At 40.4% G+C, this 26721-nt stretch carries 21 protein-coding genes; all 21 read left to right on the plus strand.

Going from position 1 to position 26721, the window contains the following annotated elements:
* Positions 1 to 3: 3 nt before the first annotated feature.
* Positions 4 to 351: a cell division protein FtsL gene (gene ftsL, locus NSQ36_RS07280; protein ID WP_212045837.1), complete on the plus strand. Its 348-nt coding sequence runs from the start codon at positions 4 to 6 to the stop codon at positions 349 to 351.
* A gap of 7 nt (positions 352 to 358) precedes the next feature.
* Positions 359 to 2509, plus strand: a complete 2151-nt coding sequence (locus NSQ36_RS07285; RefSeq protein WP_339207330.1) for a penicillin-binding protein — start codon at positions 359 to 361, stop codon at positions 2507 to 2509.
* Positions 2510 to 2634: 125 nt separating this feature from the next.
* Positions 2635 to 4554 carry a stage V sporulation protein D gene (locus NSQ36_RS07290; RefSeq protein ID WP_012009866.1) on the plus strand — a complete coding sequence of 640 codons (1920 nt, stop codon included), beginning with the start codon at positions 2635 to 2637 and terminating at the stop codon, positions 4552 to 4554.
* 212 nt (positions 4555 to 4766) lie between these two features.
* Positions 4767 to 6242 carry a UDP-N-acetylmuramoyl-L-alanyl-D-glutamate--2,6-diaminopimelate ligase gene (locus tag NSQ36_RS07295; protein WP_212045889.1) on the plus strand — a complete coding sequence of 492 codons (1476 nt, stop codon included), beginning with the start codon at positions 4767 to 4769 and terminating at the stop codon, positions 6240 to 6242.
* A gap of 135 nt (positions 6243 to 6377) precedes the next feature.
* Positions 6378 to 7352, plus strand: a complete 975-nt coding sequence (gene mraY / locus NSQ36_RS07300) for a phospho-N-acetylmuramoyl-pentapeptide-transferase (protein WP_003211854.1) — start codon at positions 6378 to 6380, stop codon at positions 7350 to 7352.
* Positions 7353 to 8708 carry a UDP-N-acetylmuramoyl-L-alanine--D-glutamate ligase gene (gene murD / locus NSQ36_RS07305; RefSeq protein WP_212045839.1) on the plus strand — a complete coding sequence of 452 codons (1356 nt, stop codon included), beginning with the start codon at positions 7353 to 7355 and terminating at the stop codon, positions 8706 to 8708.
* Between the two features lie 59 nt (positions 8709 to 8767).
* A complete protein-coding gene (gene spoVE, locus NSQ36_RS07310; RefSeq protein WP_003212197.1) occupies positions 8768 to 9868 on the plus strand; it encodes a stage V sporulation protein E in 1101 nt (366 codons plus the stop codon).
* 197 nt (positions 9869 to 10065) lie between these two features.
* Entirely contained in the window at positions 10066 to 11160 is a 1095-nt protein-coding gene (murG, locus tag NSQ36_RS07315) for an undecaprenyldiphospho-muramoylpentapeptide beta-N-acetylglucosaminyltransferase (protein ID WP_003212323.1), read from the plus strand.
* A gap of 31 nt (positions 11161 to 11191) precedes the next feature.
* Complete coding sequence (murB, locus tag NSQ36_RS07320; protein ID WP_339207117.1) at positions 11192 to 12103, plus strand: UDP-N-acetylmuramate dehydrogenase; 912 nt, start codon at positions 11192 to 11194, stop codon at positions 12101 to 12103.
* A gap of 127 nt (positions 12104 to 12230) precedes the next feature.
* The gene (locus tag NSQ36_RS07325; RefSeq protein ID WP_339207119.1) at positions 12231 to 13010 is read left to right on the plus strand and encodes a cell division protein FtsQ/DivIB; all 780 of its coding nucleotides are present in this window, start codon (positions 12231 to 12233) and stop codon (positions 13008 to 13010) included.
* Positions 13007 to 13696 (plus strand): DUF881 domain-containing protein, encoded by a 690-nt coding sequence (locus tag NSQ36_RS07330; RefSeq protein ID WP_003211621.1) that lies wholly within the window; start codon positions 13007 to 13009, stop codon positions 13694 to 13696. Before NSQ36_RS07325 ends, NSQ36_RS07330 begins: the two co-directional genes overlap by 4 nt.
* Positions 13697 to 13716: 20 nt before the next feature.
* Positions 13717 to 14442, plus strand: a complete 726-nt coding sequence (locus tag NSQ36_RS07335; protein ID WP_106029729.1) for a DUF881 domain-containing protein — start codon at positions 13717 to 13719, stop codon at positions 14440 to 14442.
* Positions 14442 to 14810, plus strand: coding sequence for a small basic family protein (locus tag NSQ36_RS07340; RefSeq protein WP_003210988.1), 369 nt, complete (start codon positions 14442 to 14444; stop codon positions 14808 to 14810). The genes NSQ36_RS07335 and NSQ36_RS07340 overlap by 1 nt, the downstream gene beginning before the upstream one ends.
* 159 nt (positions 14811 to 14969) lie before the next feature.
* Positions 14970 to 16301 (plus strand): cell division protein FtsA, encoded by a 1332-nt coding sequence (ftsA, locus tag NSQ36_RS07345; RefSeq protein WP_003210781.1) that lies wholly within the window; start codon positions 14970 to 14972, stop codon positions 16299 to 16301.
* Positions 16302 to 16334: 33 nt separating this feature from the next.
* Positions 16335 to 17480 carry a cell division protein FtsZ gene (gene ftsZ / locus NSQ36_RS07350; RefSeq protein WP_003211613.1) on the plus strand — a complete coding sequence of 382 codons (1146 nt, stop codon included), beginning with the start codon at positions 16335 to 16337 and terminating at the stop codon, positions 17478 to 17480.
* Between the two features lie 290 nt (positions 17481 to 17770).
* Complete coding sequence (locus NSQ36_RS07355) at positions 17771 to 21274, plus strand: S8 family serine peptidase (protein ID WP_339207121.1); 3504 nt, start codon at positions 17771 to 17773, stop codon at positions 21272 to 21274.
* 237 nt (positions 21275 to 21511) lie between these two features.
* Positions 21512 to 22441 (plus strand): sigma-E processing peptidase SpoIIGA, encoded by a 930-nt coding sequence (gene spoIIGA / locus NSQ36_RS07360; RefSeq protein WP_251191301.1) that lies wholly within the window; start codon positions 21512 to 21514, stop codon positions 22439 to 22441.
* Between the two features lie 58 nt (positions 22442 to 22499).
* A complete protein-coding gene (gene sigE, locus NSQ36_RS07365) occupies positions 22500 to 23219 on the plus strand; it encodes an RNA polymerase sporulation sigma factor SigE (protein WP_003211142.1) in 720 nt (239 codons plus the stop codon).
* 143 nt (positions 23220 to 23362) lie between these two features.
* Positions 23363 to 24142, plus strand: coding sequence for an RNA polymerase sporulation sigma factor SigG (gene sigG / locus NSQ36_RS07370; RefSeq protein ID WP_003211879.1), 780 nt, complete (start codon positions 23363 to 23365; stop codon positions 24140 to 24142).
* A gap of 151 nt (positions 24143 to 24293) precedes the next feature.
* Positions 24294 to 25232 (plus strand): sugar-binding transcriptional regulator, encoded by a 939-nt coding sequence (locus tag NSQ36_RS07375; protein ID WP_050945093.1) that lies wholly within the window; start codon positions 24294 to 24296, stop codon positions 25230 to 25232.
* Between the two features lie 243 nt (positions 25233 to 25475).
* Positions 25476 to 26720, plus strand: a complete 1245-nt coding sequence (locus tag NSQ36_RS07380) for an SAF domain-containing protein (protein WP_003212501.1) — start codon at positions 25476 to 25478, stop codon at positions 26718 to 26720.
* The last annotated feature ends 1 nt before the right edge of the window (position 26721 follow it).

Below are 26721 nucleotides of genomic sequence, written 5' to 3' on the forward strand. Positions count from 1 at the left end.
CTTATGAGTAATTTGGCTTATCAAAGAGAAGTGAAGCAACATCAAACAGAGCAGCAAGGCCAATCGGTTGTCATTAAAAGAAGAGGTTCTATCACACTTGGTGAAAAAATCTTACTTGTCATGTTTGTCATGGCTCTTATGTGCAGCTCGATTCTCATCATTTCTAAAGCCTTTGCTGTCTATCACGCCAATATCGAAGTGCAGAAGCTAGAACAGCAAGTATCTTTAGAATCGAAGAAGATCATTGAGCTACAAAAGGAAAAAGACTTGCTGAGTGAACCAGAAAGAATCATTGATGCTGCAAAAAAAGCAGGCTTAACTATTTCGAAAGATGTTAAGAAGGTCGATTAACATGGCGATGCCTAAAAAGAATAAAATGATGAACAGAGGCGCGGCAATTGCGAGTATTTGCTTCGCCCTGTTTTTCTTTATCATCCTAGCACGTTTTATCTATATTCAAATTACAGGAACGGTTGATGGACAAGTATTAGCTGCCAAGGCAAATGAACAATATCAATCGAAGAAAACACTTGAAGCAAAAAGAGGATCTATTTTAGACCGGAATGGAAATGTGATCGCTGAGGATACATCTGTGTATAAGCTCATTGCGGTCATGAGCAAGAAAATGACAGTGGACCCTAAGCATCCAATGCATGTCATCGATAAAGAAAAGACGGCAAAAGAGCTCTCGAAAGTCATCGATATGAGTGAAAGTGAAATTTTAAAGCGTCTCAATACAAAAGATGCATTCCAAGTGGAGTTTGGTAAAGCGGGGAAGGATATTAGTTTTTCAACGAAGGAAAAAATTGAAAAGCTAAAGCTTCCAGGTGTTGCTTTTGAAAAAGACACGAAGCGATATTATCCTAACGGCATGTTTGCTTCTAACCTAATCGGTTATGCCAGATTAAATGAGGCGACAAAGGACATGTCAGGTGCAATGGGACTTGAGAAGGCACTGAACAAATTTTTAAAAGAAAAAGACGGCTATGTGACATATAACAGTGACAGAAGCGGATGGGCCTTACCGAATAGTAAAGAAGACATTGTCGCCCCGAAAGACGGGAAAAATGTCACGCTGACCATCGATCAGAAAATTCAAGCGTTTCTTGAAGAAAGTATGACGCAGGTTGCCAAAAAGTATAAGCCGAAGAAAATCATTGCCACAGTCGTTGATCCGAAAACTGGGAAGGTTCTCGCGATGGGGCAGCGGCCAAGCTTTAATTTAAATGAACTAGACATTACGAATTATAACAATGATGTGATTTCATATGCGTTTGAACCAGGTTCAACGATGAAGATCTTTACCCTCGCTGCGGCGATCCAAGAAGGGGTCTACCAAGGCAATGACAAATATCAATCTGGTACTTATAAAGTAGGCGGCGGACTTGTCCGAGACCACAACAACGGAAATGGCTGGGGGAAAATTGACTTTCATCAAGGAGTTCTTCGCTCGTCAAATGTGGCCTTTGCAAAGCTGGCAAAAGAAAAACTAGGCTTCACACGCTACGAACAATATTTGCAGAAGTTCCATTTCTATGACAAAACGGGGATTGACTTGCCGAACGAAGCGTCTAGTAAAATCAATTATAGATATGAATATGACAAAGCATCGACAGCTTATGGTCAAGCATCAGCCATCACACCGATTCAACAAATCGAAGCAGCCACTGCGATAGCAAACGGCGGAACAATGATGAAGCCATATGTCATTGACCATATTACAGACCCGAACACAAACAAAACGATTTTGCAGCACGAACCAACAGCGGCAGGAAAACCGATTTCATCTGATACAGCGAAGCAAGTTCGTGACATTTTAGGTGAGGTTGTTTCCTCGAAAATTGGAACAGGTCAGCCTTATCAAATCAAAGGCTTCGACGTTGCTGGAAAAACAGGAACGGGACAAATTGGCGGTGCCGGCGGTTACCTCCAAGGAAGAAACGATTACGTCTTTTCATTTATGGGAATGGCGCCAAAAGATGATCCGAAGCTACTTGTTTATGTGGCTGTCCAGCAGCCGCAGCTGTCTGAAACAGAAACGGGGTCAGCTCCGGTTTCTCAAATCTTTAACCCTGTCATGAAAAATAGTTTGCTATATTTAAATATTGCACCAACAAAAACAGACAATAAGAAATCAGGCGAACAAAAAATGAAACAAGAAACGATGCCTTCATTCCTGGATTTAGAAGTGAAGCAGGCTGAAACAGAAGTCAAAAATAAACACTTAACACCTGTTGTCATCGGCGACGGTCTGTCCATTAAACGCCAGTGGCCGAGTGCGGGCTCTGAATTCTCTGAAAGCCAGAAAGTCTTCTTGAAAACAGCAGGGAAAACCATTAAGATGCCTGATATGACAGGCTGGTCCAGAAGAGAAGTCCTTCAATATGCTTCGATTGCCGGTGTGCATATAGAAACAAATGGACAAGGATATGCTGTGAAACAAAGTGTCAAAAGTGGAGCGGAGATTTCAGACAAAGTCGTCACTGTGACATTTAAAAGCCCAAATTAACTGTAAACCTAGCAAATCACTTGCTAGGTTTTTTCTTTTGCTCCAGCAGAATATCACGGTGCGTTCTACAAAAGGACGGGCCTGCATATGATGAAAACAAGCCATATGTAAGGAGTGAACCGGGCGTGCGAGTGTCGAGTGTAACAGTGAGAAAACGATTGCTTTTCGTGCTGCTGTTTGGGGTGATCATTTTTTTCATCATAGATACTAGATTAGGATATGTGCAGTTTATTATGGGTGAGAAGCTGACAAGCTTAGCAAAAGATTCATGGAGCCGAAACCTCCCATTCGAACCAGAACGAGGAGATATTTTGGACCGGAATGGGGTAGAGCTTGCGACGAACAAAAGTGCTCCATCTATTTTGGTCGTCCCTCGGCAAATTAAAGATCCCGCAGAAACAAGCAAGAAATTGGCAGCTGTGCTGAATATGTCTGAAGAAAAAGCGTACAAGCACGTCACGAAAAAAACATCAATTGAACGAATTTCTCCTGAGGGCAGAAAGGTATCACATGAAAAAGCAAAAGAAGTAAGAGAGCTTGATTTAGAAGGCGTGTATGTAGCAGAAGACAGCATCAGACATTATCCGTTTGGCAGCTTTCTTTCACATGTACTCGGCTTTGCTGGAATCGATAATCAAGGCTTACTTGGACTTGAAGCCTACTATGACGATGACCTAAAAGGCGAAAAAGGGTCTGTGAAGTTTTATTCTGATGCAAAAGGGCAGAAAATGCCAGATGAAGCAGACGATTATACACCGCCTAAAGATGGTCTTGATATGAAATTAACAGTCGATGCAAAAGTACAAACCATCATAGAACGGGAATTAGACAATGCGCAGGCAAAGTATAATCCAGATGGTATGATTGCGATTGCGATGAATCCGAAAAATGGTGAAGTGCTAGGAATGTCAAGCAGACCAGATTTTGATCCAGCTGACTATCAATCAGTTGACTCAAAAGTGTTTAACCGAAATCTTCCGGTGTGGAGCACATATGAGCCGGGTTCGACATTTAAAATTATTACACTTGCAGCAGCATTAGAAGAGAAGAAAGTGAATTTAAAACGCGATTCATTTTTTGACAGCGGATCTGTGACAGTTGATGGTGCAAGACTCAGGTGCTGGAAAAAAGGCGGGCACGGATCACAGTCATTCTTGGAAGTAGTTCAAAATTCTTGTAACCCTGGCTTTGTAGAGCTAGGAGACCGTCTTGGTAAAGAAAAATTATTTTCTTATATCAAAAATTTCGGATTTGGCCAAAAAACCGGAATTGACCTTCAAGGAGAAGGGCGGGGAATTTTGTTCCCGCTTGATCGTGTAGGTCCTGTAGAGCAGGCGACCACGGCCTTTGGTCAAGGTGTATCTGTTACGCCAATTCAGCAAGTAGCTGCAGTAGCAGCTGCAGTAAATGGCGGGACACTTTACACGCCTTATATTGCAAAAGAATGGATAGATCCAATCACAAAAGAGGTTGTGAAAAAGCAATCACCGATTGCCAAAAAGAAAGTGATTTCAGCAGAGACATCTAAAGAAATCAGGTATGCACTTGAAAGTGTAGTCGCTCAAGGAACTGGCCGAAATGCATTTGTTGAAGGGTATCGGGTTGGCGGAAAAACAGGAACAGCACAGAAGGTAAAGGACGGAAAGTATATGGAGAATAACCATATTGTGTCGTTTATCGGATTTGCGCCTGCAGATGACCCAAGTATCGTAGTCTATGTAGCTGTGGATAATCCAAAAGGCACCATTCAATTTGGTGGTACCGTTGCCGCACCAATTGTTGGTCATATTATGCGGGATAGCCTGCCTGAGATGGGTGTGAAAAAAAGAAAAGGCCAAATTGAAAAGAAGTATCAGTGGCTGGACACAAAAACCATTGAAGTACCGAATCTTGTAGGAGGATCTGTTTCAGATCTTGAATCCCTCTTGATCAACCTAAAGATCGATGCCTCAGGAACTGGCAGTAAAGTAGTGAAGCAATCACCTGCTGCTGGGACAAAGGTCAAAGAAGGCTCCACGATCAGATTATACTTAAACGATGAATAATAAAGAATGAACAGAGGGTAGCCGCACTCATTTGGCTGCCTCTTTTTGTTGAAAGAGAAGGCCAGTTTGAAAAAAAGAGTCCAAAGTGTGTTTTTTCCAACAGAAACTTAAGGAATACGCTGGATGTATCCTTTTTTTTACGATAAAATATAGACTGTGTGTTTTTTTCACAAGACATGCACGTGAACGAATTTGAGAGGTTTGATATGAAAATGAAATTACAAGAACTGCTTACATACTTTAAAAGTGAAAACAACGAATTGATAAACGAAAATCCTGATATCACTTCCATTGAAATGGATTCAAGAGAGGTGAAAAAGGGAAGCCTTTTTGTCTGTATAAAAGGCTATACAGTAGATGGACACGATTATGCTGAAAAAGCGGTGAAAAGCGGGGCTGCTGCCATTGTAGCAGAACACCCTCTTAACATAACAGAGGTACCAGTCATTATTGTGAAACACTCTCAAAGAGCACTTGCAAGAATAGCTGATGCGTTTTATGAACAGCCCACTCATAAGCTGAATCTCATCGGGATCACAGGCACAAACGGAAAAACCTCAACAACACACATGATTGAACAAATGATGAGAAAAGCCGAGAAGAAAACAGGCTTAATCGGTACGATGTATATGAAGGTGAATGATGACATTCTCGACGTGAAAAACACCACACCTGAAAGTGTCACACTTCAAAAAACGTTTAAACAGATGCTTGATCAAGATGTAGACACAGCCATCATGGAAGTATCATCACATGCCCTCCATCTTGGCAGGGTGCATGGATGTGATTATGATATTGCTGTTTTCACAAATCTTACGCAGGACCATCTTGACTACCACAACACAATGGAAGAATATAAACATGCGAAAAGCTTGCTGTTTTCTCAGCTCGGAAGTGCCTTTCATCACAATAAACCGAAGCATGCGATTTTAAATGCAGATGATGAGGCTTCGAGTTATTTTGAAAAAGTCACAGCTGCTGAAGTCATGACGTATGCCCTAGAGCGAAAAGCAGATGTCATGGCAAAAAATATTCAAATCATGCCGAAGGGAACTCAATTTGATTTGGTCACTCCAATCGGCACCAAGAAAGTGACGGTTGCCCTCGTCGGAAAGTTCAATGTGTATAATATCCTCGCAGCTGTATCAGTTGGGATCGTATCTGGCTTAACATTTGAGACGATCGTGAGTGCGATTGAAGAGCTGGAAGGAGTCAAGGGCAGATTTGAACTTGTAAACTGCGATCAAGACTTCCCTGTCATCGTCGATTACGCACATACACCTGATAGTTTAGAAAATGTCCTCACAACATGTAAAGAATTAACAGAGGGCAAAATTTTCTGCGTGATTGGCTGCGGCGGCGACCGTGATAAAACAAAGCGTCCTCAAATGGCTCAAATCGCTGTGAAATATGCAGATGAACCTATATTTACATCAGACAACCCAAGAAGCGAAGATCCTTCAGCCATTTTAAAAGATATGGAAAACGGGGTACCAGACGCATATTATCATAGCTTTGTGAATCGGAAACAAGCGATCTTCTTTGCCATTGCCAATGCGAAAAAAGGCGATACAGTCTTAATAGCCGGTAAAGGCCATGAGACCTATCAAATTATTGACGATCAAGTCTATGACTTTGATGATGCAAAGGTTGCTATTGACGCTATTTTAGATCTAAACAAATCTTAAAATGATGAAAAGAGTGTAATGAAATGAAGCATTTTGTACAAAAACAACATACGAAGAACGCGAATGAATACCATAATAATGAATGCAATTTTCTGATGGAAAACGGCTTTGGAAATTCGGAAGGAGTAAAGAACGATGCTTGAACAGGTGATATTGTTTACAATCATAATGGGATTTTTAATCAGTGTTCTTTTATCCCCGATTTTTATACCGTTTTTAAGAAGACTAAAATTTGGTCAAAGTATTAGAGAAGAGGGCCCGCAGTCCCATCAAAAGAAATCTGGGACGCCGACAATGGGCGGCATCATGATTATCTTTTCTATCACTATTACAACAATTGTGATGATCAACAAATTTTCTGAGATTAGTCCAGAAATGTTTTTACTGTTATTTGTCACACTTGGTTACGGCCTATTAGGATTTTTAGATGATTATATTAAAGTAGCGATGAAACGAAATCTTGGATTAACATCGAAACAGAAATTAATCGGTCAAATTGTGATCGCTGTGATCTTTTATGCAGTTTTCCATTATTATCAGTTTGCAACGACGATTCGCATTCCAGGAACAGACGTCAGCTTTGATTTAGGATGGGCTTACTTTATCCTTGTTGTTTTCATGCTTGTCGGAGGTTCTAATGCCGTAAACTTAACAGATGGACTGGATGGCCTCTTATCTGGAACCGCTGCTATTGCTTTCGGAGCATTTGCTATACTGGCTTGGAATCAATCCCAGTATGATGTAGCGATCTTTTCAGTAGCTGTTGCAGGAGCCGTTCTTGGCTTCCTTGTGTTTAACGCACATCCTGCAAAAGTATTTATGGGTGATACAGGTTCTCTAGCATTAGGCGGAGCCATTGTAGCAATTGCGATTTTAACGAAGCTTGAAATTTTACTTGTCATTATTGGTGGAGTATTTGTTGTTGAGACGTTATCTGTTATTCTTCAAGTCATCTCCTTTAAAACAACCGGCAAAAGAATCTTTAAGATGAGTCCGCTTCACCACCACTATGAGTTAGTTGGTTGGTCAGAGTGGAGAGTAGTTGTCACCTTCTGGACAGCTGGTTTATTACTTGCTGTTTTAGGAATTTACATCGAGGTGTGGTTATAATTGAATAAGATGCAAATGTTAAAAAACGAACATGTACTAGTATTAGGTCTTGCTAAAAGCGGATATGCGGCAGCTTCAATTCTTCATGAACATGGAGTAAATGTGACGGTAAATGATCAAAAACCGTTTGAAGAAAATAAACCTGCTCAGCTACTTTCTGAAAAGGGGATTGATGTCGTTTGTGGCAGTCATCCTCTTCGTATATTCGAAGATAAAGACATTACAATTTTAATTAAAAATCCAGGAATTCCATATGAAAATGTGATGGTTCAAGAAGCACTTCGCCGCCAAATTCCAGTTTGGACGGAAATAGAATTAGCATATCATTTAACCCCATCTCCTTTTATTGGGATTACTGGATCGAATGGAAAAACCACTACCACGACATTGATTTATGAAATGCTGAAAAAAGACAGCCAAAAAACATTAGTGGCAGGTAATATTGGAACAGTTGCCAGTGAAGTCGCTGCAAATGCAGCTGGCGATGAGTGGATCGTAACGGAACTGTCTTCTTTTCAGTTAATGGGAACAGTTGAATTTAGACCTAAAATCAGCTTAATATTAAATATTTTTGATGCACATTTAGACTATCACCACACTCGTGAAGAATATGAAAAAGCAAAGCAGAAAGTATTCGCACATCAACAAGAAGATGACATCGCTGTAATTAACCTAGATGATCCTTCGGTTGTAAAACTGGCAGAAGGTTCAAAAGCAAAAAAAGTGTTTTTCTCAGTGAAAGAGCCAGTAGATCATGGTGCGTTTATTCAACATGGTGCAATTTACTACATGAATGAACATATCATTGATGTAAAGGATGTTGTTCTTCCTGGTGAGCATAATCAAGAAAACATTCTGGCAGCTATTTGTGTTGTGAAAAATGCAGGTTGCTCAAATGAAGCGATCACACGCGTACTCACAACATTTGGTGGAGTGAAGCATCGTCTGCAATTTGTAGATACAATTCAGAGTCGGAAATTTTATAACGATAGCAAGGCGACCAATATACTGGCAACAACTAAAGCATTGTCAGCCTTCGAACAACCGACTATTTTATTAGCAGGTGGACTTGATCGAGGCAATGAATTTGATGAGTTGATACCTTTTATGAAACATGTCAAAGGAATTATCACATTTGGTGAGACTGCACCTAAGTTTGTGAAGCTTGGTGAAGAGCTTGGAATACATCACGTAAAACATGTCGATAATGTTGAACAAGCAGTACCTGCGGCGTTTAACATATCTGAAGAAGAAGACGTGATTTTATTATCTCCGGCTTGTGCAAGCTGGGATCAACATAAAACATTTGAAGAACGTGGAGACATGTTTGTAAACGCCGTGCATATGCTTAAATAAGGGCTTGTCTCTCATATGACTGACAGCCCAAATGAAATTATGCTTGGGGTGTCGGTCTCTTGACGAATAAGAAAACTTCTCCGGATTTTTTGCTTGTTGTCATTACGTTACTTTTATTGACGATTGGTTTAATTATGGTGTACAGCGCTAGTGCTGTGTGGGCATCGTATAAATTTGATGATTCGTTTTATTTTGCAAAAAGACAGCTGTTGTTTGCCGGAATCGGAGTTATCGCAATGTTTTTCATTATGCGAGTCGATTATTGGACGTGGCGGACTTGGTCAAAGATATTGATTGCTGTTTGTTTTCTCCTTTTGCTACTTGTACTTATTCCTGGTATCGGTATGGAGAGAAATGGATCAAGAAGCTGGATCGGTGTCGGAGCGTTTAGTATTCAGCCCTCTGAATTCATGAAGCTTGCGATGATTGCGTTTCTTGCAAAATTCTTATCTGAAAAGCAAAAAAATATCACATCCTTTCGAAAAGGTTTTGCCCCAGCTTTAGGCATTGTATTTTCTGCATTTGCCATCATCATGCTTCAACCGGATCTGGGAACAGGAACGGTGATGGTTGGAACCTGTATTATTATGATATTTGTTTCAGGTGCGAGAATTGCTCACTTTATATTTCTCGGTCTTATAGGGCTCAGCGGGTTCGCTGCACTTGTCTTATCAGCACCCTACCGAATAAAACGAATTACATCTTATTTAAATCCTTGGGAAGATCCACTAGGCAGTGGGTTTCAAATTATTCAGTCCTTATACGCTGTTGGTCCAGGTGGTCTGTTCGGAATGGGACTTGGTCAAAGTAGACAAAAATTCTTCTATTTACCTGAGCCCCAAACGGACTTCATCTTTGCGATATTGTCTGAAGAGCTTGGCTTTATAGGGGGATCACTCATTTTACTCCTCTTTAGTGTTCTATTATGGAGAGGCATACGAATAGCACTTGGAGCCCCAGACTTATATGGGAGTTTCCTAGCAGTTGGTATTATTTCAATGGTTGCCATTCAAGTAATGATTAACATCGCAGTTGTCACTGGACTTATTCCTGTGACAGGTATCACGCTCCCATTCCTTAGTTATGGCGGCTCATCATTGACATTAATGCTGATGGCGATTGGCGTACTTTTGAATGTCAGCAGGTACGCAAGATATTAGCGTGCTGAAGCTAATGAAACCATGTTGACGTTTATTTTGCAAAAGTATAAAAAAATGATTTGAAGAGTGAAAATGACAGTTTTTGTTTCGAAAACGTTTATTTTGACTCTTCTTTACAGGTTTTAATGGAGCCCTGTTGTTTAAAACAGGGTTTATACTTTGTTCAGAGCAGAAAAAAATTGAGGGGAAATGGTATAATGCGTATAGTAATCAGTGGAGGCGGAACAGGCGGACATATTTATCCGGCCTTAGCCTTTATTAAAGAAGTGAAAAGACTGCATCCTGATGTGGAATTTTTATATATCGGTACTGAAAATGGACTTGAAAAGAAAATTGTAGAAAGAGAAAATATCCCTTTCAAGGCAATAGAAATTTCAGGTTTTAAACGAAAGCTTTCCTTTGATAACGTCAAAACGGTGATGAGATTTTTAAAAGGCGTTCAAAAAAGCAAATCTTACTTAAAAGAATTCAAGCCTGATGCGGTTATTGGAACAGGCGGTTATGTGTGTGGGCCTGTTGTTTATGCGGCTTCTAAGCTGAAGATCCCGACCATTATACACGAACAAAACAGCCTGCCTGGTATTACAAATAAGTTCCTAGCGAGATATGTTAATAGGGTAGCCATATGCTTTGATGAGGCAAAGGCACATTTTCCTTCTGAAAAGGTTGTATTTACGGGAAACCCTAGAGCCTCTGAAGTCGTCTCTATAAAAGAGGGGAAATCTCTTAAAGAATTCGGGCTCGATGAAAAGAAAAAAACGGTTCTTATTTTCGGCGGGAGTCGAGGTGCTGCTCCTATCAATAGAGCAGTGATCGAAATGCAAGATGATTTAAAGGCTAAAAACTACCAGCTTTTATATATCACAGGTGAGGTTCATTATGAAAAAGTGTTGAATGAACTAAAGGAAAAAGGTGCAGCACCTAACATGATCACCAAACCTTTCTTGCATCAAATGCCAGAGTACCTAAAATCGATCGATGTGATTGTTGCAAGAGCAGGAGCTACAACAATTGCTGAAGTAACGGCTCTTGGAATCCCAACCATTTTTATTCCGAGCCCATACGTGACGGCAAATCATCAGGAAATCAATGCAAGATCACTTGAAAAACATGATGCTGCGATTGTTTTAAGAGAATCAGAGCTTTCAGGGGATCGTTTGCTGCATGCCATTGATGAAATTGCTGGTAATGAAGAAAAACTCAATCAAATGAGCCGTTTAACGAAAGAACTCGGAGTACCAGATGCGGCTACACGTTTATATAATGTGTTAAAAGAAATTACGACTACATGATGGAATGATATTAGGTAAGGCGGAGGGTAATATGGAGAACTTGAAGAATGAATTATTAGAAGCGCAAGTTGGTAAAGTACTTGAAAATGAGCCGCTTGCAAATCATACAACAATGAAAATAGGCGGACCAGCAGATCTTTTGATCATCCCAAAAGATATCGATGCAGTGAAAACGATCATGGATCATGTGAAAAAACACCATACGAATTGGACGGTCATTGGAAGAGGATCTAATTTACTTGTCCTTGATAAGGGAATTCGAGGAGTTGTCCTAAAGCTAGGTGCTGGACTGGATCACCTAACTGTAAATGATGAAGAAATTACAGTAGGCGGCGGCTACTCTGTCGTAAGGCTCGCGACATCACTTAGTAAACAGGGTCTTTCAGGACTGGAATTCGCAGCTGGTATTCCGGGATCTATTGGAGGCGCTGTTTATATGAACGCAGGTGCACATGGATCTGATATCAGTAAGATTCTTGTGAAAGCCAGAATCTTATTTGAAGATGGAAGCATCGAGTGGCTCACAAATGAACAAATGAATTTTAGCTATCGAACGTCAGTCCTACAAAAGGAACGACCTGGCATTGTTCTAGAAGCTGTGTTTAAGCTCAAGCAGGATGGCCGCGAAAAAATCACAAAGAAGATGCAGCAAAATAAAGATTATCGTAAAGAAACTCAGCCTTATAACCGGCCATGTGCTGGCAGTATTTTTCGAAATCCGCTGCCTGAATATGCAGGACAGCTTGTAGAAAAAGCGAATTTAAAAGGATACCAAATCGGCGGAGCTAGAATTTCTGATATGCACGGCAACTTTATTGTCAACGCTGGTGGAGCGACTGCTCAAGACGTGCTGGACTTAATTCAGTTCATCCAAAAGAAAATTAAAGAAGACTACAACGTAGAGATGCATACAGAAGTAGAAATTATCGGTGAAGAAAATTAACAGCTAGTTTTTATGAATGATGGCATCTGAGGAAAACAAACGGCATGAAAGAATGCCGTTTGTTTTCTCATCAAAATGATGACCCAAAGGTGTGGACAAGCAGCTTTGAATGAGGTGAAGAGTATATATGCGGCCTGATCATGAAAATGAAAAGATCGTCAATATAGAAGAGCGAATTCCTAAAATTAAAGAACAAAGGAAGCAAAAAGCGAATCGGAGACTGATCTCTTTTATACTACTGTTTTTTATCATGGTTTTAATTATTATTTATTTGCAGACACCTATCAGCAAAATTTCTTCTTTAACCATCAAAGGTAACGAGCATGTCTCAACAAAACAGCTTGTTAAACTTTCACAAATTAAAGAAGGCGAAACAGAGTTTTGGAATTTAAATAAAGATTTAACAGCAGATCATATGAAACAAAATAAATTGATTAAAAGTGTCAGTATCAAAAAGCATTTCCCAAATAAAGTAAGTATTGCTGTCAAAGAATATGCAAATATTGCGTATCTTCAAAAGGGAAATCTATATTATGAGCTTCTTGAAAATGGGACCGCTTTACCAGAAGAAGTGACACCGAGTCATGCAGGACCTATTTTTGTCGATTGGGACAATAAGGAGAAGCTGAAGCAAACTGTTAAATCTTTAAATCAACTGCCAGCCTCTATTCAGGAACTCATCTCAGAAATATATTATGTGCCGACCAATTCAAACAAGTGGCTAGTTAAATTTTATATGAATGACGGAAACACTGTGATTGCATCAATTAAAACATTCGGTGATAAAATGAAAACCTATCCAGCCATTGTAAAAGAACTTTCATCATCTGAAAAAGGCACAATCCATATGGAAGTCGCTACGTATTTCGAAGCGTTTAAATCTAAGAAAAAGGAAGATGAGCGTTGAGAGGCAAAACAGTTATATTCTCGATTGTCATGCTTGTTCTTGGTTTTCTGATTTCTTTTTCATACCAATATACAAAGCAGCATCAGGCAGATGTCATTCGAACAGAGCAATGGAAAAAAGAATACTCTCTGAAAAGTCAGCTCACAACGCAAGAAAAGGCGAATCAGAAACTCGAAAAAGAATTATATAGTCTTCAATCAAAGGTACAAGCAACGGAGTCCAATTTGAAAAATGAAAAAGAGCAATATTTTAATGTGCTGGAAGATGTTGAGAAATATAGAATGTTTACAGGAGAGATCGGTGTAAAAGGAAAAGGGGTAAAAGTGTCTCTTGAAGATGCATCTTATATCCCGAGTGGACAAAATGTTAATAATTACATTGTGCATGAGAGCCACATTTTTCATGTGATAAACGAACTATTTATATCAGGGGCTTCTGCTGTATCTATTAATGGGCAAAGAATCACACACCAATCATACATACATTGTAACGGTCCAGTTGTCACAGTAGATGGTGTTCAGCATCCAGCACCATTTGTCATATCTGCTATTGGTGATCCAGCTGTGTTAATACCTGCTTTAAATATTGCAGGGGGAGTGGTCGATCAACTGACAAGTGATCACATTTCAATGACGATCGAGAAAACGGATATTCGTATGAACCCTCTTTTAAGAAACAAAGATTAAAAGTGAAAAGGTGAGTGGTGTTGAGGAAAAAGAAGCCTTTACTTAGTTTAACAGCTTTAATGATCATATTTGGCATCATGGTCTCCATCCAATTTAATTCCTTACAAAAGCCCAAAGTTCGTGATACTCGTGATGTGTGGGAACTGAGAGAGGATTTATCTGCATCTAAAAGTAAGGAATTGGATTTGCTCAAAGAAATTGATAAATACGACGAGATGCTAAAAAAATATGGTCTTCAAGGAGACCGATCAAAAGAAGCACAATTAACAAAAACATTAAAGGATTTAAAAGAAAAGGCTGGTTTTACAGAAGTGGAAGGGGAGGGGATTGAAATTGAAATATCTCAGCTTTTTTCCAAGGACCTTACCGGAGAAGAAGTGAAAAATATCCCACCTGATCTTCTGAAAAAGTTAATGAATGAAGCCAATATGTTTGGGGCAAAACATATTTCCATCAATGATCGCCGTGTCATTAATACAAGTGTGATTCGAGATATTAATGGCACGACAAAAATGGATGGCTACAGCTTAGATAGTGATGAAGTCACCATTAAAATGATTAGTGAGCAAGCCGACAAATTATACAGCCGTTTAAATGTATCAGATATTGGTGATTTGTTTGCTCAGGAAAACTTCAGCTTGAGTATGAGCCAGCCGAAGAAAAAAATCCACTTAAAAGCATATGACGGTGCAATTCAAGTAAACGAATTGAAGCCTCTTGACGATGTAAAGGAGGGAAAATCTTAATGTGGCTTCCTGTACTTGGCTTAATCATAGGAGTTGCGATCGGTTTCTTAACTAATTTTACGATACCGAATGAGTATTCTAATTATCTTTCCCTCGCTGTACTTGCTGCGCTTGATACATTGATTGGTGGAATCCGGGCACATCTGCAAGGGGCATACGATGAACTAGTGTTTGTATCAGGCTTCTTCTTTAATATTATACTGGCAATAAGTTTAGCTTTTCTGGGCGTCCATCTTGGTGTAGACTTATACTTAGTCGGAATGTTTGCATTCGGCGTTAGATTGTTTCAAAATATAGCAGTTATTAGAAGAATTCTCCTAACAAAATGGACAATTTCTAGAGAAAAAAAGAAAAAAAGTGAGTCATAAAAAAGGATATACATATGATGTAACGAATATTTTCAGTAATCCTAATAAAAAATGTTGATTTTTTAAGTTTTGTTACACACTTGTAAAAACACATTCATTGTATTGTTGTTCAGCAAATAATAGAATAGAAAGTATTGATATGTGAGGAGGTGCCATAGAATGAACAACAATGAAATTTACGTCAGCCTTGACATCGGTACATCCAATATAAAAGTCATCGTCGGAGAAATGGCGGATGATTCGCTTAACATTATAGGTGTTGGAAATGTCCCTTCAGAGGGGTTAAAAAAAGGATCGATTGTTGATATAGATGAGACAGTTCATTCTATTAGACAAGCATTTGAACAGGCTGAGAGAATGGTAGGTTTTCCTTTACAAAAGGCGATTGTCGGAATTAACGGAAACCACATTCATATTCAGAATACGAGCGGCGTAGTCGCAGTATCTAGTGAAAACAAAGAAATACATGCTGAAGATGTGAGACGTGTCTTAGATGCTGCACAAGTAGTATCTATTCCTCAAGAACATCTCGTCGTAGACGTGATTCCGAGACAATTTATCGTCGACGGAAGAGATGAGATCACAGATCCGAAAAAAATGCTTGGTGTTCGGCTAGAGGTGGAAGGATCGTTAATTACAGGTTCTAAAACGATTCTACATAACTGGCTCCGATGTGTAGAAAGAGCTGGAATTGAAATACTGGATATATGCTTGCAGCCACTCGCATCGGGCTCGGCAGCATTATCGAAAGATGAAAAAAATCTTGGGGTAGCTCTTGTCGATATTGGCGGCGGATCTACAACGATTTCCGTATTTGAAAACGGGCATCTCTATTCTACTCACAGTATCCCTTTGGGCGGAGAGAACATAACAAAAGATTTGTCTATAGGACTTAGAACTTCCACTGAAGAAGCTGAACGAATCAAAAAACAATTTGGGCATGCGTTTTATGATGAGGCATCGACTGAGGAGACATTTGAAGTTTCTGTGATCGGTACCGATCAAAAACAAACGTATACACAAATTGATGCGGCTAACATTATTGAAGCGCGGCTGGAAGAAATCCTGCTCTTTGTGGCAGAGGAATTAAGAAATATGGGTGTCCATGATTTGCCTGGTGGATTCGTTCTAACAGGTGGACAGGCAGCCATTCCAGGTATCCTTTCTCTTGCACAAACAGTCTTGCAAAACAATGTCAGGATTGCAAGTCCGAATTATATCGGGGTGAGAGAGCCTCAATATATGACAGGAGTGGGTCTGATCCATTTTGCTTATCGCAATGCAAAGATTCAGGGCAGACAAGTTGGATTCCAAATGCCAGATGAGGCGTTTCATGAAGTAGGCGCATCCATGGAGCCGGTTTCTTCTGCACCACAAGTGAAAGAAGCGCAGCCAAGACCGAAAGTAAAACAAAAAGCACAACAAGCACAACAAGAGACAAATAAAAAACCGGGCAAAATGAAAAAACTATTTAATATGTTCTGGGAATAGAATTAGATTTTCGACGGATTAGGAGGATTCAGCATGTTGGAGTTTGAAACAAATATAGACGGCCTAGCATCAATTAAAGTAATCGGAGTAGGTGGCGGCGGGAATAACGCTGTCAACCGAATGATTGAAAATGACGTACAAGGTGTCGATTTTATTGCAGTCAATACTGATGCACAGGCGTTAAATCTATCAAAAGCAGAAACTAAAATGCAAATCGGTGCTAAGCTGACAAGAGGGCTTGGAGCAGGTGCGAATCCTGAAGTCGGTAAAAAAGCTGCTGAGGAAAGCAAAGAGCAGATTGAAGAAGTATTAAAAGGCGCAGACATGGTCTTCGTTACAGCTGGTATGGGCGGTGGAACTGGTACGGGTGCTGCACCTGTCATTGCAAAAATCGCAAAAGATTCTGGTGCATTGACAGTTGGAGTTGTGACTCGTCCTTTCACATTTGAAGGAAGAAAGCGTCAGCTTCAAGCAGTTGAAGGAATTGCTTCTATGAAAGAAGCCGTTGACACATTAATCGTGATTCCAAACGATCGCTTGCTTGAAATTGTTGATAAAAACACGCCAATGCTGGAAGCATTCCGCGCGGCAGATAACGTGCTTAGACAAGGTGTTCAAGGGATTTCAGATTTAATTGCAACACCAGGTCTGATTAACCTTGACTTTGCTGACGTGAAAACCATCATGTCCAATAAAGGTTCAGCTCTTATGGGTATTGGTGTCGCAACAGGTGAAAACCGTGCTGCGGAAGCCGCGAAGAAAGCCATTTCCTCACCACTTCTAGAAACAGCAATCGATGGTGCTCAAGGTGTCATCATGAACATTACGGGTGGAACGAACCTAAGTCTTTATGAAGTGCAAGAAGCGGCAGATATTGTGGCTTCTGCATCTGACGAAGATGTAAACATGATTTTCGGGTCTGTCATCAATGATAACTTGAAGGATGAAATTGTGGTGACTGTGATCGCTACTGGATTTATTGAGCAAGAACCAGAAGTGACAAAATCACAAAGAAACCCATTAGGACAAGGATTAAAGCAAAATCAATCCATTCCTCAAAAACGTGAAGTAAAACGTGAGGAACATCAACAGCCATCATCTCAGCCAAGACAAAATACACAATCAAGTGATGATACGCTAGACATTCCAACGTTCTTACGCAACCGCAATAAACGCTAATCGAGTATAGCTTAACCCCTTCCATGGAAGGGGTTTTTTTATGTCTCAACTTATAAGGGTTTCTAATCAAAAAGTCATAAATACGTGAAAGCTACTTCAATTTCCATATGTAATTTGACTTATGGTGTTTAAGAAAAAAGAATCATTTTTACTCCCTCTTACAAAAAACGACAAAATGATGAACTTTATTTGACTACATTAAATAGAACACCATGAATCTTGTCATGAACAACAGAAGGAAAGGAGTGGGACCTATACTCTGTTTGGACATTTGAGGAGGAGGGATTTGATTGAAATTGAAGTTTCGCAAGACCGCCGGCTATCGTTTGATGAGTCTTTTGGTGATTGGTACTTTAACGATGACAAGCTTTGGGACGGTTCAAGCAACATCGACTTCTACCTCATATCAGGAGGAAGCTGTCTCCTCTAAGACTACAAAAGCAAAGATCTCATCTAGATTAATGAAGCAGTTTCAGCAGGATGATCAGGTGACTTTTTTAATCAAAATGAAAGAGCAAACAAATACGCAACATGTGGCGAAGGAAGCGGTGATCAAAGCCAAAAAACAGAAATTAACAGCGGCTAAAACGCAATACACAAAAAGATCAGCTGTCGTATCCGAATTAAGAGCAACGTCTGAAAAGACGCAGGAAGCGCTCCTTACGTATTTACAAAAGGAACAAAAGAAAAAGCAAGTGAAGGAGATTCATTCGTACTATATTGTGAATGGTTTAGCGGTGACGGGAACGAAAGAAGTCATGGAAAAGGTGGCTGCCTTTCCAGAAGTAGATCAAGTGCTGCCAAATGAAACCCGTCAAATTCACCGGCCAGTTGATTTGAAGACGAAGCAGAAAAAACAAATGAAATCAGTAGATGGAGTCGAGTGGAACATTTCTCAAGTTCATGCTCCAGAAGCGTGGGCTTTAGGTTATGACGGTACTGGTACAGTTGTGGCAAGTATTGATACAGGAGTGGAATGGGATCATCCTGCTTTAAAGGAAAAATACCGCGGATTTGATCCAGCACATCCGAATGAACCAACTCATGAATTCAATTGGTACGATGCTACGACAGGATCTGAAGCGCCATATGATGATTTAGAGCATGGTACACATGTAACGGGAACGATGGTTGGCTCTGAGCCAGATGGAAAGAATCAAATCGGTGTCGCACCGGGCGCAAAATGGATTGCGGTGAAAGCTTTCTCAGAAGATGGTGGGACAGATGCTGATCTGCTTGACGCAGGTGAGTGGATTTTAGCACCAAAAGATGAGGCCGGCAACCCGCATCCAGAAAAGGCACCTGATGTCGTCAATAACTCTTGGGGCGGTGGGCCTGGTATTGATGATTGGTATAAAGATGTCGTCAATGCTTGGAGAGCGGCGGACATCTTCCCAGAGTTTTCAGCTGGCAATACCGATTTATTCAACCCTGGTGGTGAAGGATCCATTGCGAATCCTGCGAACTATCAAGAGGTCTTTGCAACGGGTGCTACGGATCAAGATAACAAATTGGGGTCTTTCTCGCTGCAAGGTCCGTCTCCATATGGTGTCATGAAACCAGACATTGCCGCCCCAGGGGTAAACATTCGTTCATCCATTCCTGGGAAAGGGTATGAGGATGGCTGGAATGGGACGTCGATGGCTGGTCCGCATGTCTCAGCTGTTGTGGCTCTTCTTCGCCAAGTACAGTCAGATCTTTCTGTTGAAGAGATTGAACAAATTCTGATTGATACAGCGAAGCCATTAACTGATCAGCAATTCCCGGAATCCCCAAACAATGGCTATGGGGCAGGTTTAGTTGATGCAAGAGAGGCGATTACGGCATTAACAGATGGAATTGGCATGATCGAAGGACAGGTGACAAACGAAGATGTTCATTTAGGTGATATGAAAATAACAGATCAAGCCTTGCCTCAAAAAGATAAGGCGGTACACCCACATAAGAAGCCTGCGAACATAAAAGAATTGAAAAAGGAAAAAAATCTAGCTGCTCCGTCCATCAAAGCTCTTCCAATGAAAGCGGAAATTAGTGTTCTTGAAAGCGGCAAGTCAACGTACACAGATGAAGCGACAGGGAGATATCAGCTTCCTCACAGTGCAGGAAAATTCACAGTGAAAGCGGAAGCTTACGGATTTGAATCACGCACACAAACCGTCCATATTTCTTCAAATAAAACGGCAGAGGCGAATTTCGCCTTACAGCCACTAAAGAAACGAACGATATCTGGCACAATTGCCAACGAAACAACGGGTGAAAAGATAAAGGATGCCACGGTTTATCTTGTAGAGGATGCGAAAGTTAAGCCGGTGAAAACAAATGAATCTGGCGAATTTTCTCTAGAGGCATTGAGCGGTATCTATACCGTCAAAGTATTTGCCAAAGGATTTAAAGGATATTCTTTTACAGCAGATGTGACAGAAAAGCCAGTTGGAAAAAACATTCAGCTAGAGCCATTCATCGGCTTTGCTGGGGAAATTGGCTACGATGATGGAACAGCTGAAAATGCGAGAGCCTTCTATGATCCTGGCAATGGCTGGGCTGTGAAGTTTTCATTAGAAAAGGGGAAGAAACAAGCGCAACTCACAGGAGGGCTTTTCCGTTTCTGGTCATCAGAGTGGCCAGCTCCTGGAGGGAATGAATTTGCAGTTGAAGTGTATGACGCTTCTGGGAAGAACGGAGCTCCAGGGGAGAAAATGGCAGGACCTCTAAAAGCAAAAGCGCTGCGTAATGGGGAATGGACAAAAGTAGATTTAGAAGATCAAGCCATTACGGTGGATGGAGATTTCTATCTTGTCTATATTCAAACGAAAAAGAATACGGAATCTCCAGGGCTTGCAACTGATGAAGATGGACCAAATGCTGAAAGAAGCTGGCAGCTGACAAGCGGTGCATTTTCTCCTTCTCCAAAAGAAGAGGGAAATTATATGATTCGTGCGCTTGTTGACTATGAAGCAGATGTGCCAGAGATTACATCTCCAAAGGCAGGCGTCATTACGAACAAAGATGAACTGGAGATTGAAGGCAAAGCCTCTCCTGGGCTTGATGTAGCGATCTATCAAAACGACGAAGAGATTGCCAAAGTGAAAGCAGATCAGTCAGGCGCCTTCAAAGAAAAGGTCACAGTTTCAAGTGGAGAGCATGTATTCACGGCTGCAACTGTTACGGATAAAGGTGCAACAAAACGATCTACACCAGTAAAGGTAATCATTGATCAAACAGCGCCAGCGCTCACTATCGATACACCGAAAAAAGGGGAAAAGACGAATAAAGAATCGCTCACTGTAGAAGGAAAGGTGACAGATGATCATCTTGATCAAGTCACCGTAAATGGAAAAAAGGCAACCATAAAAGAAGGGAAGTATTCCGTAAGAATACTGCTTGAGAACGGGAAAAATATGATCAAAGTCACAGCGAAAGATGCAGCAGGAAACAAAACAACTAAAAAAATCAAGATCGATGTCCAATACGAGGCACCTGAGATTTCTAAGCTGACTCCAGCAGAGAATGTCCATCTGGCATCAGGGGAGTCTGTTAAAATTTCATTTCACAGCAGAGAAAAGCTAGACGCAACGTTTGTCATTCACATGCCGCTGACAAACGCGAGATCAAAGCTTCAAAATACCACAGAGCTGCCGCTTCGCGAAGTATCGAGCGGAACGTATGAAGGCTACTGGACTGCTACTTCTACCGCCAAAGCAAAAGGTGCGGTCATTGAAGTAATTGTGCGAGATGATTATGGAAATGTCACAAGACAAAAAGCTTCAGGTACATTAAACATCAATGAAAAGTAACTTAAACAAAAGACACGACTTCTTGGAGCGTGTCTTTTTTCTTTCAACAATTGTTTGAAGGCTTGTCCAGAAGAATACTCTCTCTCATTCCTCGACAAAAACAATAACAATCCACCAAAAGTTCTCTATCATCCCCAACAAGAATTGACAGACTTCCATCTCATGACTGTTTTATACTGGTACAAACAAGTGCAAGTACTGCTTTTGATTCTTTGTTTCAGATGAAAGGAGCAGAAGGTGGTCATTTATTTAGATGTGATTTGGCTGTTAAACTTTTGTTTTGATCTATTGCTTCTCTTACTCACTGCATTTATTCTCAAACGACAAGTAAAAAAAAGGCGATATATGTTAGGAGCTCTCATTGGATCGAGCATTGTTCTCTTGCTCTTTACACCATTTGCAATGGTTGTGTCACACCCTTTAGGCAAACTACTTTTTTCTATCTTCATCGTTCTTGCAACCTTTGGTTTTCAAAGATTTCGTTCCTTTTTTCAAAATCTGTTTGCTTTTTACTTTGTAACATTTTTGATGGGAGGAGGCATGATTGGGGTTCATTCATTTTTGCAAACCAATACAGTGATTCAAGATGGCCTGCTGATTTCACAAAATGATGGCTTTGGTGATCCGATTAGCTGGCTTTTTGTTTTAACTGGGTTTCCTGCGATTTGGCTGTTTTCAAAGAAAAGATTAGGCGAGGTGGGTACGAAAAAAAGACAGGTTGATGAACAAGTGCTTGTGGAAATACACATTCATGGAGAGACCATCCGTTTAAAGGGACTCGTCGATTCTGGCAACCAGCTGTATGATCCTATGACAAAAACACCTGTCATGATCGTCCAGGCCGACCAGCTAACGGCTATTTGCGGAGAGCCATTTATAGAGCTCATGAAACAGTCTCATCCTGTTGAAGTCATGCAAAAGATCGATGATCAATTTCCTCTTCTTGATCGATTAAGACTTGTTCCATATCGAGCGGTCGGTCATGATCACGGCTTTCTACTATGCCTAAAACCAGATACAGTCTTCATTTATTCAAAGACGCATATGATTCAGCCAGCTAAGTGTTTTGTTGGGTTGAGTCTCAGCGGTTTATCGGCAGATCAGGAATTTCAATCCATCATTCATCCAGATATGTTAGACGGGAAAATCATCCAGGGGGTGTCGTAGTTTTTGGTGATGTCTTTTATCTTACGAGGTCAACTTGACATTTAGAAGGGAGAAGAAGATGAAAAAATTAAAATTTAAACTCACTTACTACTGGTATAAACTCCTCATGAAGCTAGGTCTAAAGAGTGATGAAATTTATTATATTGGTGGAAGTGAAGCGCTCCCGCCTCCATTATCAAAGGATGAAGAGCAGGAGCTGCTTGTCAAATTACCAAAGGGTGATCAAACCGCAAGAGCGATTCTGATTGAAAGAAATTTGCGTTTAGTCGTTTACATCGCAAGAAAATTTGAAAACACAGGTATTAATATTGAGGATTTAATCAGTATCGGAACCATTGGTCTGATCAAAGCAGTCAATACATTTAACCCAGAAAAAAAGATCAAGCTTGCAACATATGCTTCGAGATGTATTGAAAATGAGATTTTGATGTACTTACGTCGAAATAATAAAATCCGGTCAGAAGTTTCGTTTGATGAGCCGCTCAACATTGATTGGGATGGAAATGAACTGCTTTTATCAGACGTACTTGGAACAGATGATGATATTATCACACGCGATATTGAAGCAAATGTAGATAAAAAATTGCTGAAAAAAGCGCTCGAGCAATTAAATGACCGCGAAAAGCAGATCATGGAACTAAGATTTGGCTTAATTGGTGGTGAGGAAAAAACCCAAAAAGATGTCGCTGACATGCTTGGGATTTCACAGTCTTATATTTCGAGGCTTGAAAAAAGAATTATTAAACGATTACAAAAAGAATTTAATAAAATGGTCTAAAAATTTTTTTAAAAAAGCTCTGTCCCTGCACTGTCAAAGGAAACAACCTTTTTTTTCATGATTCTCGTCATCGCTCGTGCATATTTTTCCATCCCAAGGAGATACTGAACTTTGTACAACAGCTCCTGTAGGGAGGGAAAAAAGTGTCCAGAAATAAAGTGGAAATCTGCGGAGTCGACACCTCCAAGTTGCCTGTTCTGAAAAACGACGAGATGAGAAAATTGTTCAGACAGCTGCAAGATGAGGGTGACGATACAGCAAGAGAAAAGCTAGTCAATGGCAATTTACGGTTGGTTTTAAGTGTGATTCAGCGTTTTAACAACAGAGGCGAATATGTCGACGATCTCTTCCAAGTAGGCTGTATCGGATTAATGAAATCAATTGATAATTTTGATTTAAGCCACAATGTCAGATTTTCAACTTATGCGGTTCCTATGATCATAGGAGAAATCCGTCGATACTTGCGTGATAACAACCCGATTCGGGTGTCTCGCTCGCTAAGAGATATTGCCTATAAGGCACTTCAGGTCCGTGAGAGGCTGATTAGTGAGACAAGCAAGGAGCCAACAGCAGAAGACATTGCCAAAGTGCTGGAAGTGCCTCATGAGGAAATTGTCTTTGCCCTAGATGCAATTCAAGATCCTGTATCTTTGTTTGAACCGATCTATAATGACGGAGGAGATCCGATTTATGTGATGGATCAAATTAGTGATGAACGGAACAAAGACACACAATGGGTGGAAGAATTGGCCTTAAAAGAGGGCATGCGTAGGTTGAACGACAGGGAAAAAATGATTCTTCGCAAACGCTTCTTCCAGGGCAAAACGCAAATGGAAGTTGCCGAAGAGATCGGGATTTCTCAAGCACAAGTCTCTAGGCTTGAAAAAGCAGCCATCAAACAAATGAATAAAAACATCTTTTAAAGCCGCCGCTTCATGTGCGGCTTTTTTCATTCTTATGAGAGAACACTCCTCTAGTATTGACTCTGTTATTTTTTTCATTTAATCTGTTTTTAACAAATGTTATTTTAGATAGCATTTGTTAGGGAACACTTAAGCGGAAAGAAGGGTTATTATGACATTCCATGATGAAAGAAGGCTGCTCATTAAGGTTGCGCATATGTATTATGAAGAAGGCGCCACTCAATCTAACATTGCAGAAGCGGTTGGGGTTAGCCGTTCGCTCATATCGAAATATTTGGCAAAAGCACGTGAAGCAGGAATCGTGGAAATCATTATTCATGATGAAGTCAACCAACAGTATGGATCGTTAGAAAGAAAAATAGAACGTAAATATGGGCTCCGAGAAGTCGTCTGTGTGGAAACACTCAGCAAAGACACAACCAAAAGCCGAATCGGTGCCGCGGCGGCAAGCTTTTTATTAAAAGTGATGAAGGATGGACAAGTTATTGGGTTTTCCTCTGGGACAACGCTGCATGAGATGGCGAAAGCGGTTACGTCTGTTCAGCACTATCCATCCGTGACATTTGTTCCGCTTGTCGGAGGTGTGGGAAATGAAGATGTCGATATCCACGCCAACTATATTATTGCGAGATGCACAGAGGCGCTCAAATCTAAATGTGAGTTTTTACATGTACCTGTCATGCTTGATACGAAAGAAGCGAAAGATGTACTGATCCGACAGCCGTCAATCAAAAAAGTGATTGAACTAGGAGAATCATCAAATATCGCGGTTGTCGGAATTGGTGGTGTTCCGCAGCATTCAACGATGGTGAAATCTTATATGACAAGCGGTGAAGAGGACATCCTTCAAGCAAAGGATGTAGCAGGTGACATTTGCTATAACTTTATTGATCATCAAGGGGAAGTATATCCCCACCCATGGAACGACCGGGTGATGGGCATAAGCCCCCAAAAGCTAAAAGAAATTCCACTTGTCATAGGTGTCGCTGGTGGCGAAGAAAAAATTGAAGCAATTCGGGCGGCATTAGCAGGTGGATTAATTCATGTATTAATTACCGATGAACGAACTGGAGATGCCTTATTAAAGTAACTACCTAATATCATTAGGTAGTTTTTTTGAGTCTTTAGACTCAAAAAGATTGAAAATTTTATCGATTTTAGCTTGACACAAAGTTGACACATCATATAAACTAAGTTCATAACAAATGATAAACAAAATAACAAATGTTACAATAAACGGATTTTTGTTAATTTTTATAACATTTGTTAAAAGTTTCAGATTATATTTCTAGCAATCTATTGAGAAGCAAGAAAACCTGAAAGGATGATTTAGATGTCAATCTATCAACAATTGTTAGCTCGAGAACGCAGTGGAGATCCAATCAAAGTAGGGATTATTGGAGCAGGCCAAATGGGCTTTGGACTCATTTCACAAATTTCTAAAATTCCAGGCATGATTGTTGCTGGTGTTTGTGATATTCACCTTAGTGCAGCAGAGAAGGCAGCGAATTTTTACAAGCAGCATGCAAAGCCGCATCAAATGGTTGTCACAAATGATTACAGAGAAGTGATTCAATCAGATTCCGTAGAAGTTGTCGTAGATGCAACAGGTGTCCCAGAGGTCGGAGCAAACATTTCTTTGGAAGCGCTTAATTCAAAAAAACATCTCGTTCTTTTAAATGTAGAAGTTGATATTACCATCGGGTTGGTCATGCATAAGTTATTCACAAATGCAGGACTTGTTTACTCAGGATCAGCTGGAGACGAACCAGCAGCAACACTAGAATTATATGAATTTGCGAAAACAATGGGTCTTGAGGTACTCGTTGCTGGGAAAGGAAAGAACAACCCATTCTTCCCAGAAGCAAATCCAGATACGTGTCAAGCAGAAGCAGATAGTAAACATATGAGTTCACATATGCTGGCTGCATTCCAGGACGGAACAAAAACAATGGCGGAAATGAACTTGTTAAGTAACGCGACTGGGCTTCTGCCAGATAAAGTCGGTATGCACGGAGTCGAAGCCAATTTAGAAAATGTAGCAGATAAATTGAATCAAAAACAGCAAGGCGGCGTGCTCGACAACTTCGGAGTCGTTGAATATGTAAATGGACTTGCACCAGGTGTATTTGTCATCGTGAAGAGTGATCTTGAGCCAGTAGATGAAGAGCTGCGCTACTTAAAAGTTGGAAAAGGCCCACACTACACACTTTACCGTCCTTTCCACTTAGCGAGTCTTGAAACACCTGTTACCATCGCAAAAGCGGTCTTACAGCATGATTCATCCATTCACCCAATTGGTGTACCAGTATCAGAAACAGTCGCTGTGGCAAAAAGAGATATTAAAGCTGGAGAATCACTTGACGGGATTGGCGGATACTCTGTAAGAGGTGTTCTTGAAACACATCAAGACATGAAAACGAACGGCCACATTCCAATTGGTTTAATTAGCGGAAAAGTCGTAGCGAAAAAAGACATCAAATTAGGACAATTCCTGACTCATGATGATGTAGAGCTTGATTCAAACACAACGGTCTGGAAGCTGCGATCATTACAAGATCATTTATTTCAATCATAAG

Origin of the sequence: Bacillus sp. FSL W8-1143 (assembly GCF_037965155.1) — a bacterium.
Taxonomy (GTDB): Bacteria; Bacillota; Bacilli; order Bacillales; family Bacillaceae; genus Bacillus; species Bacillus pumilus.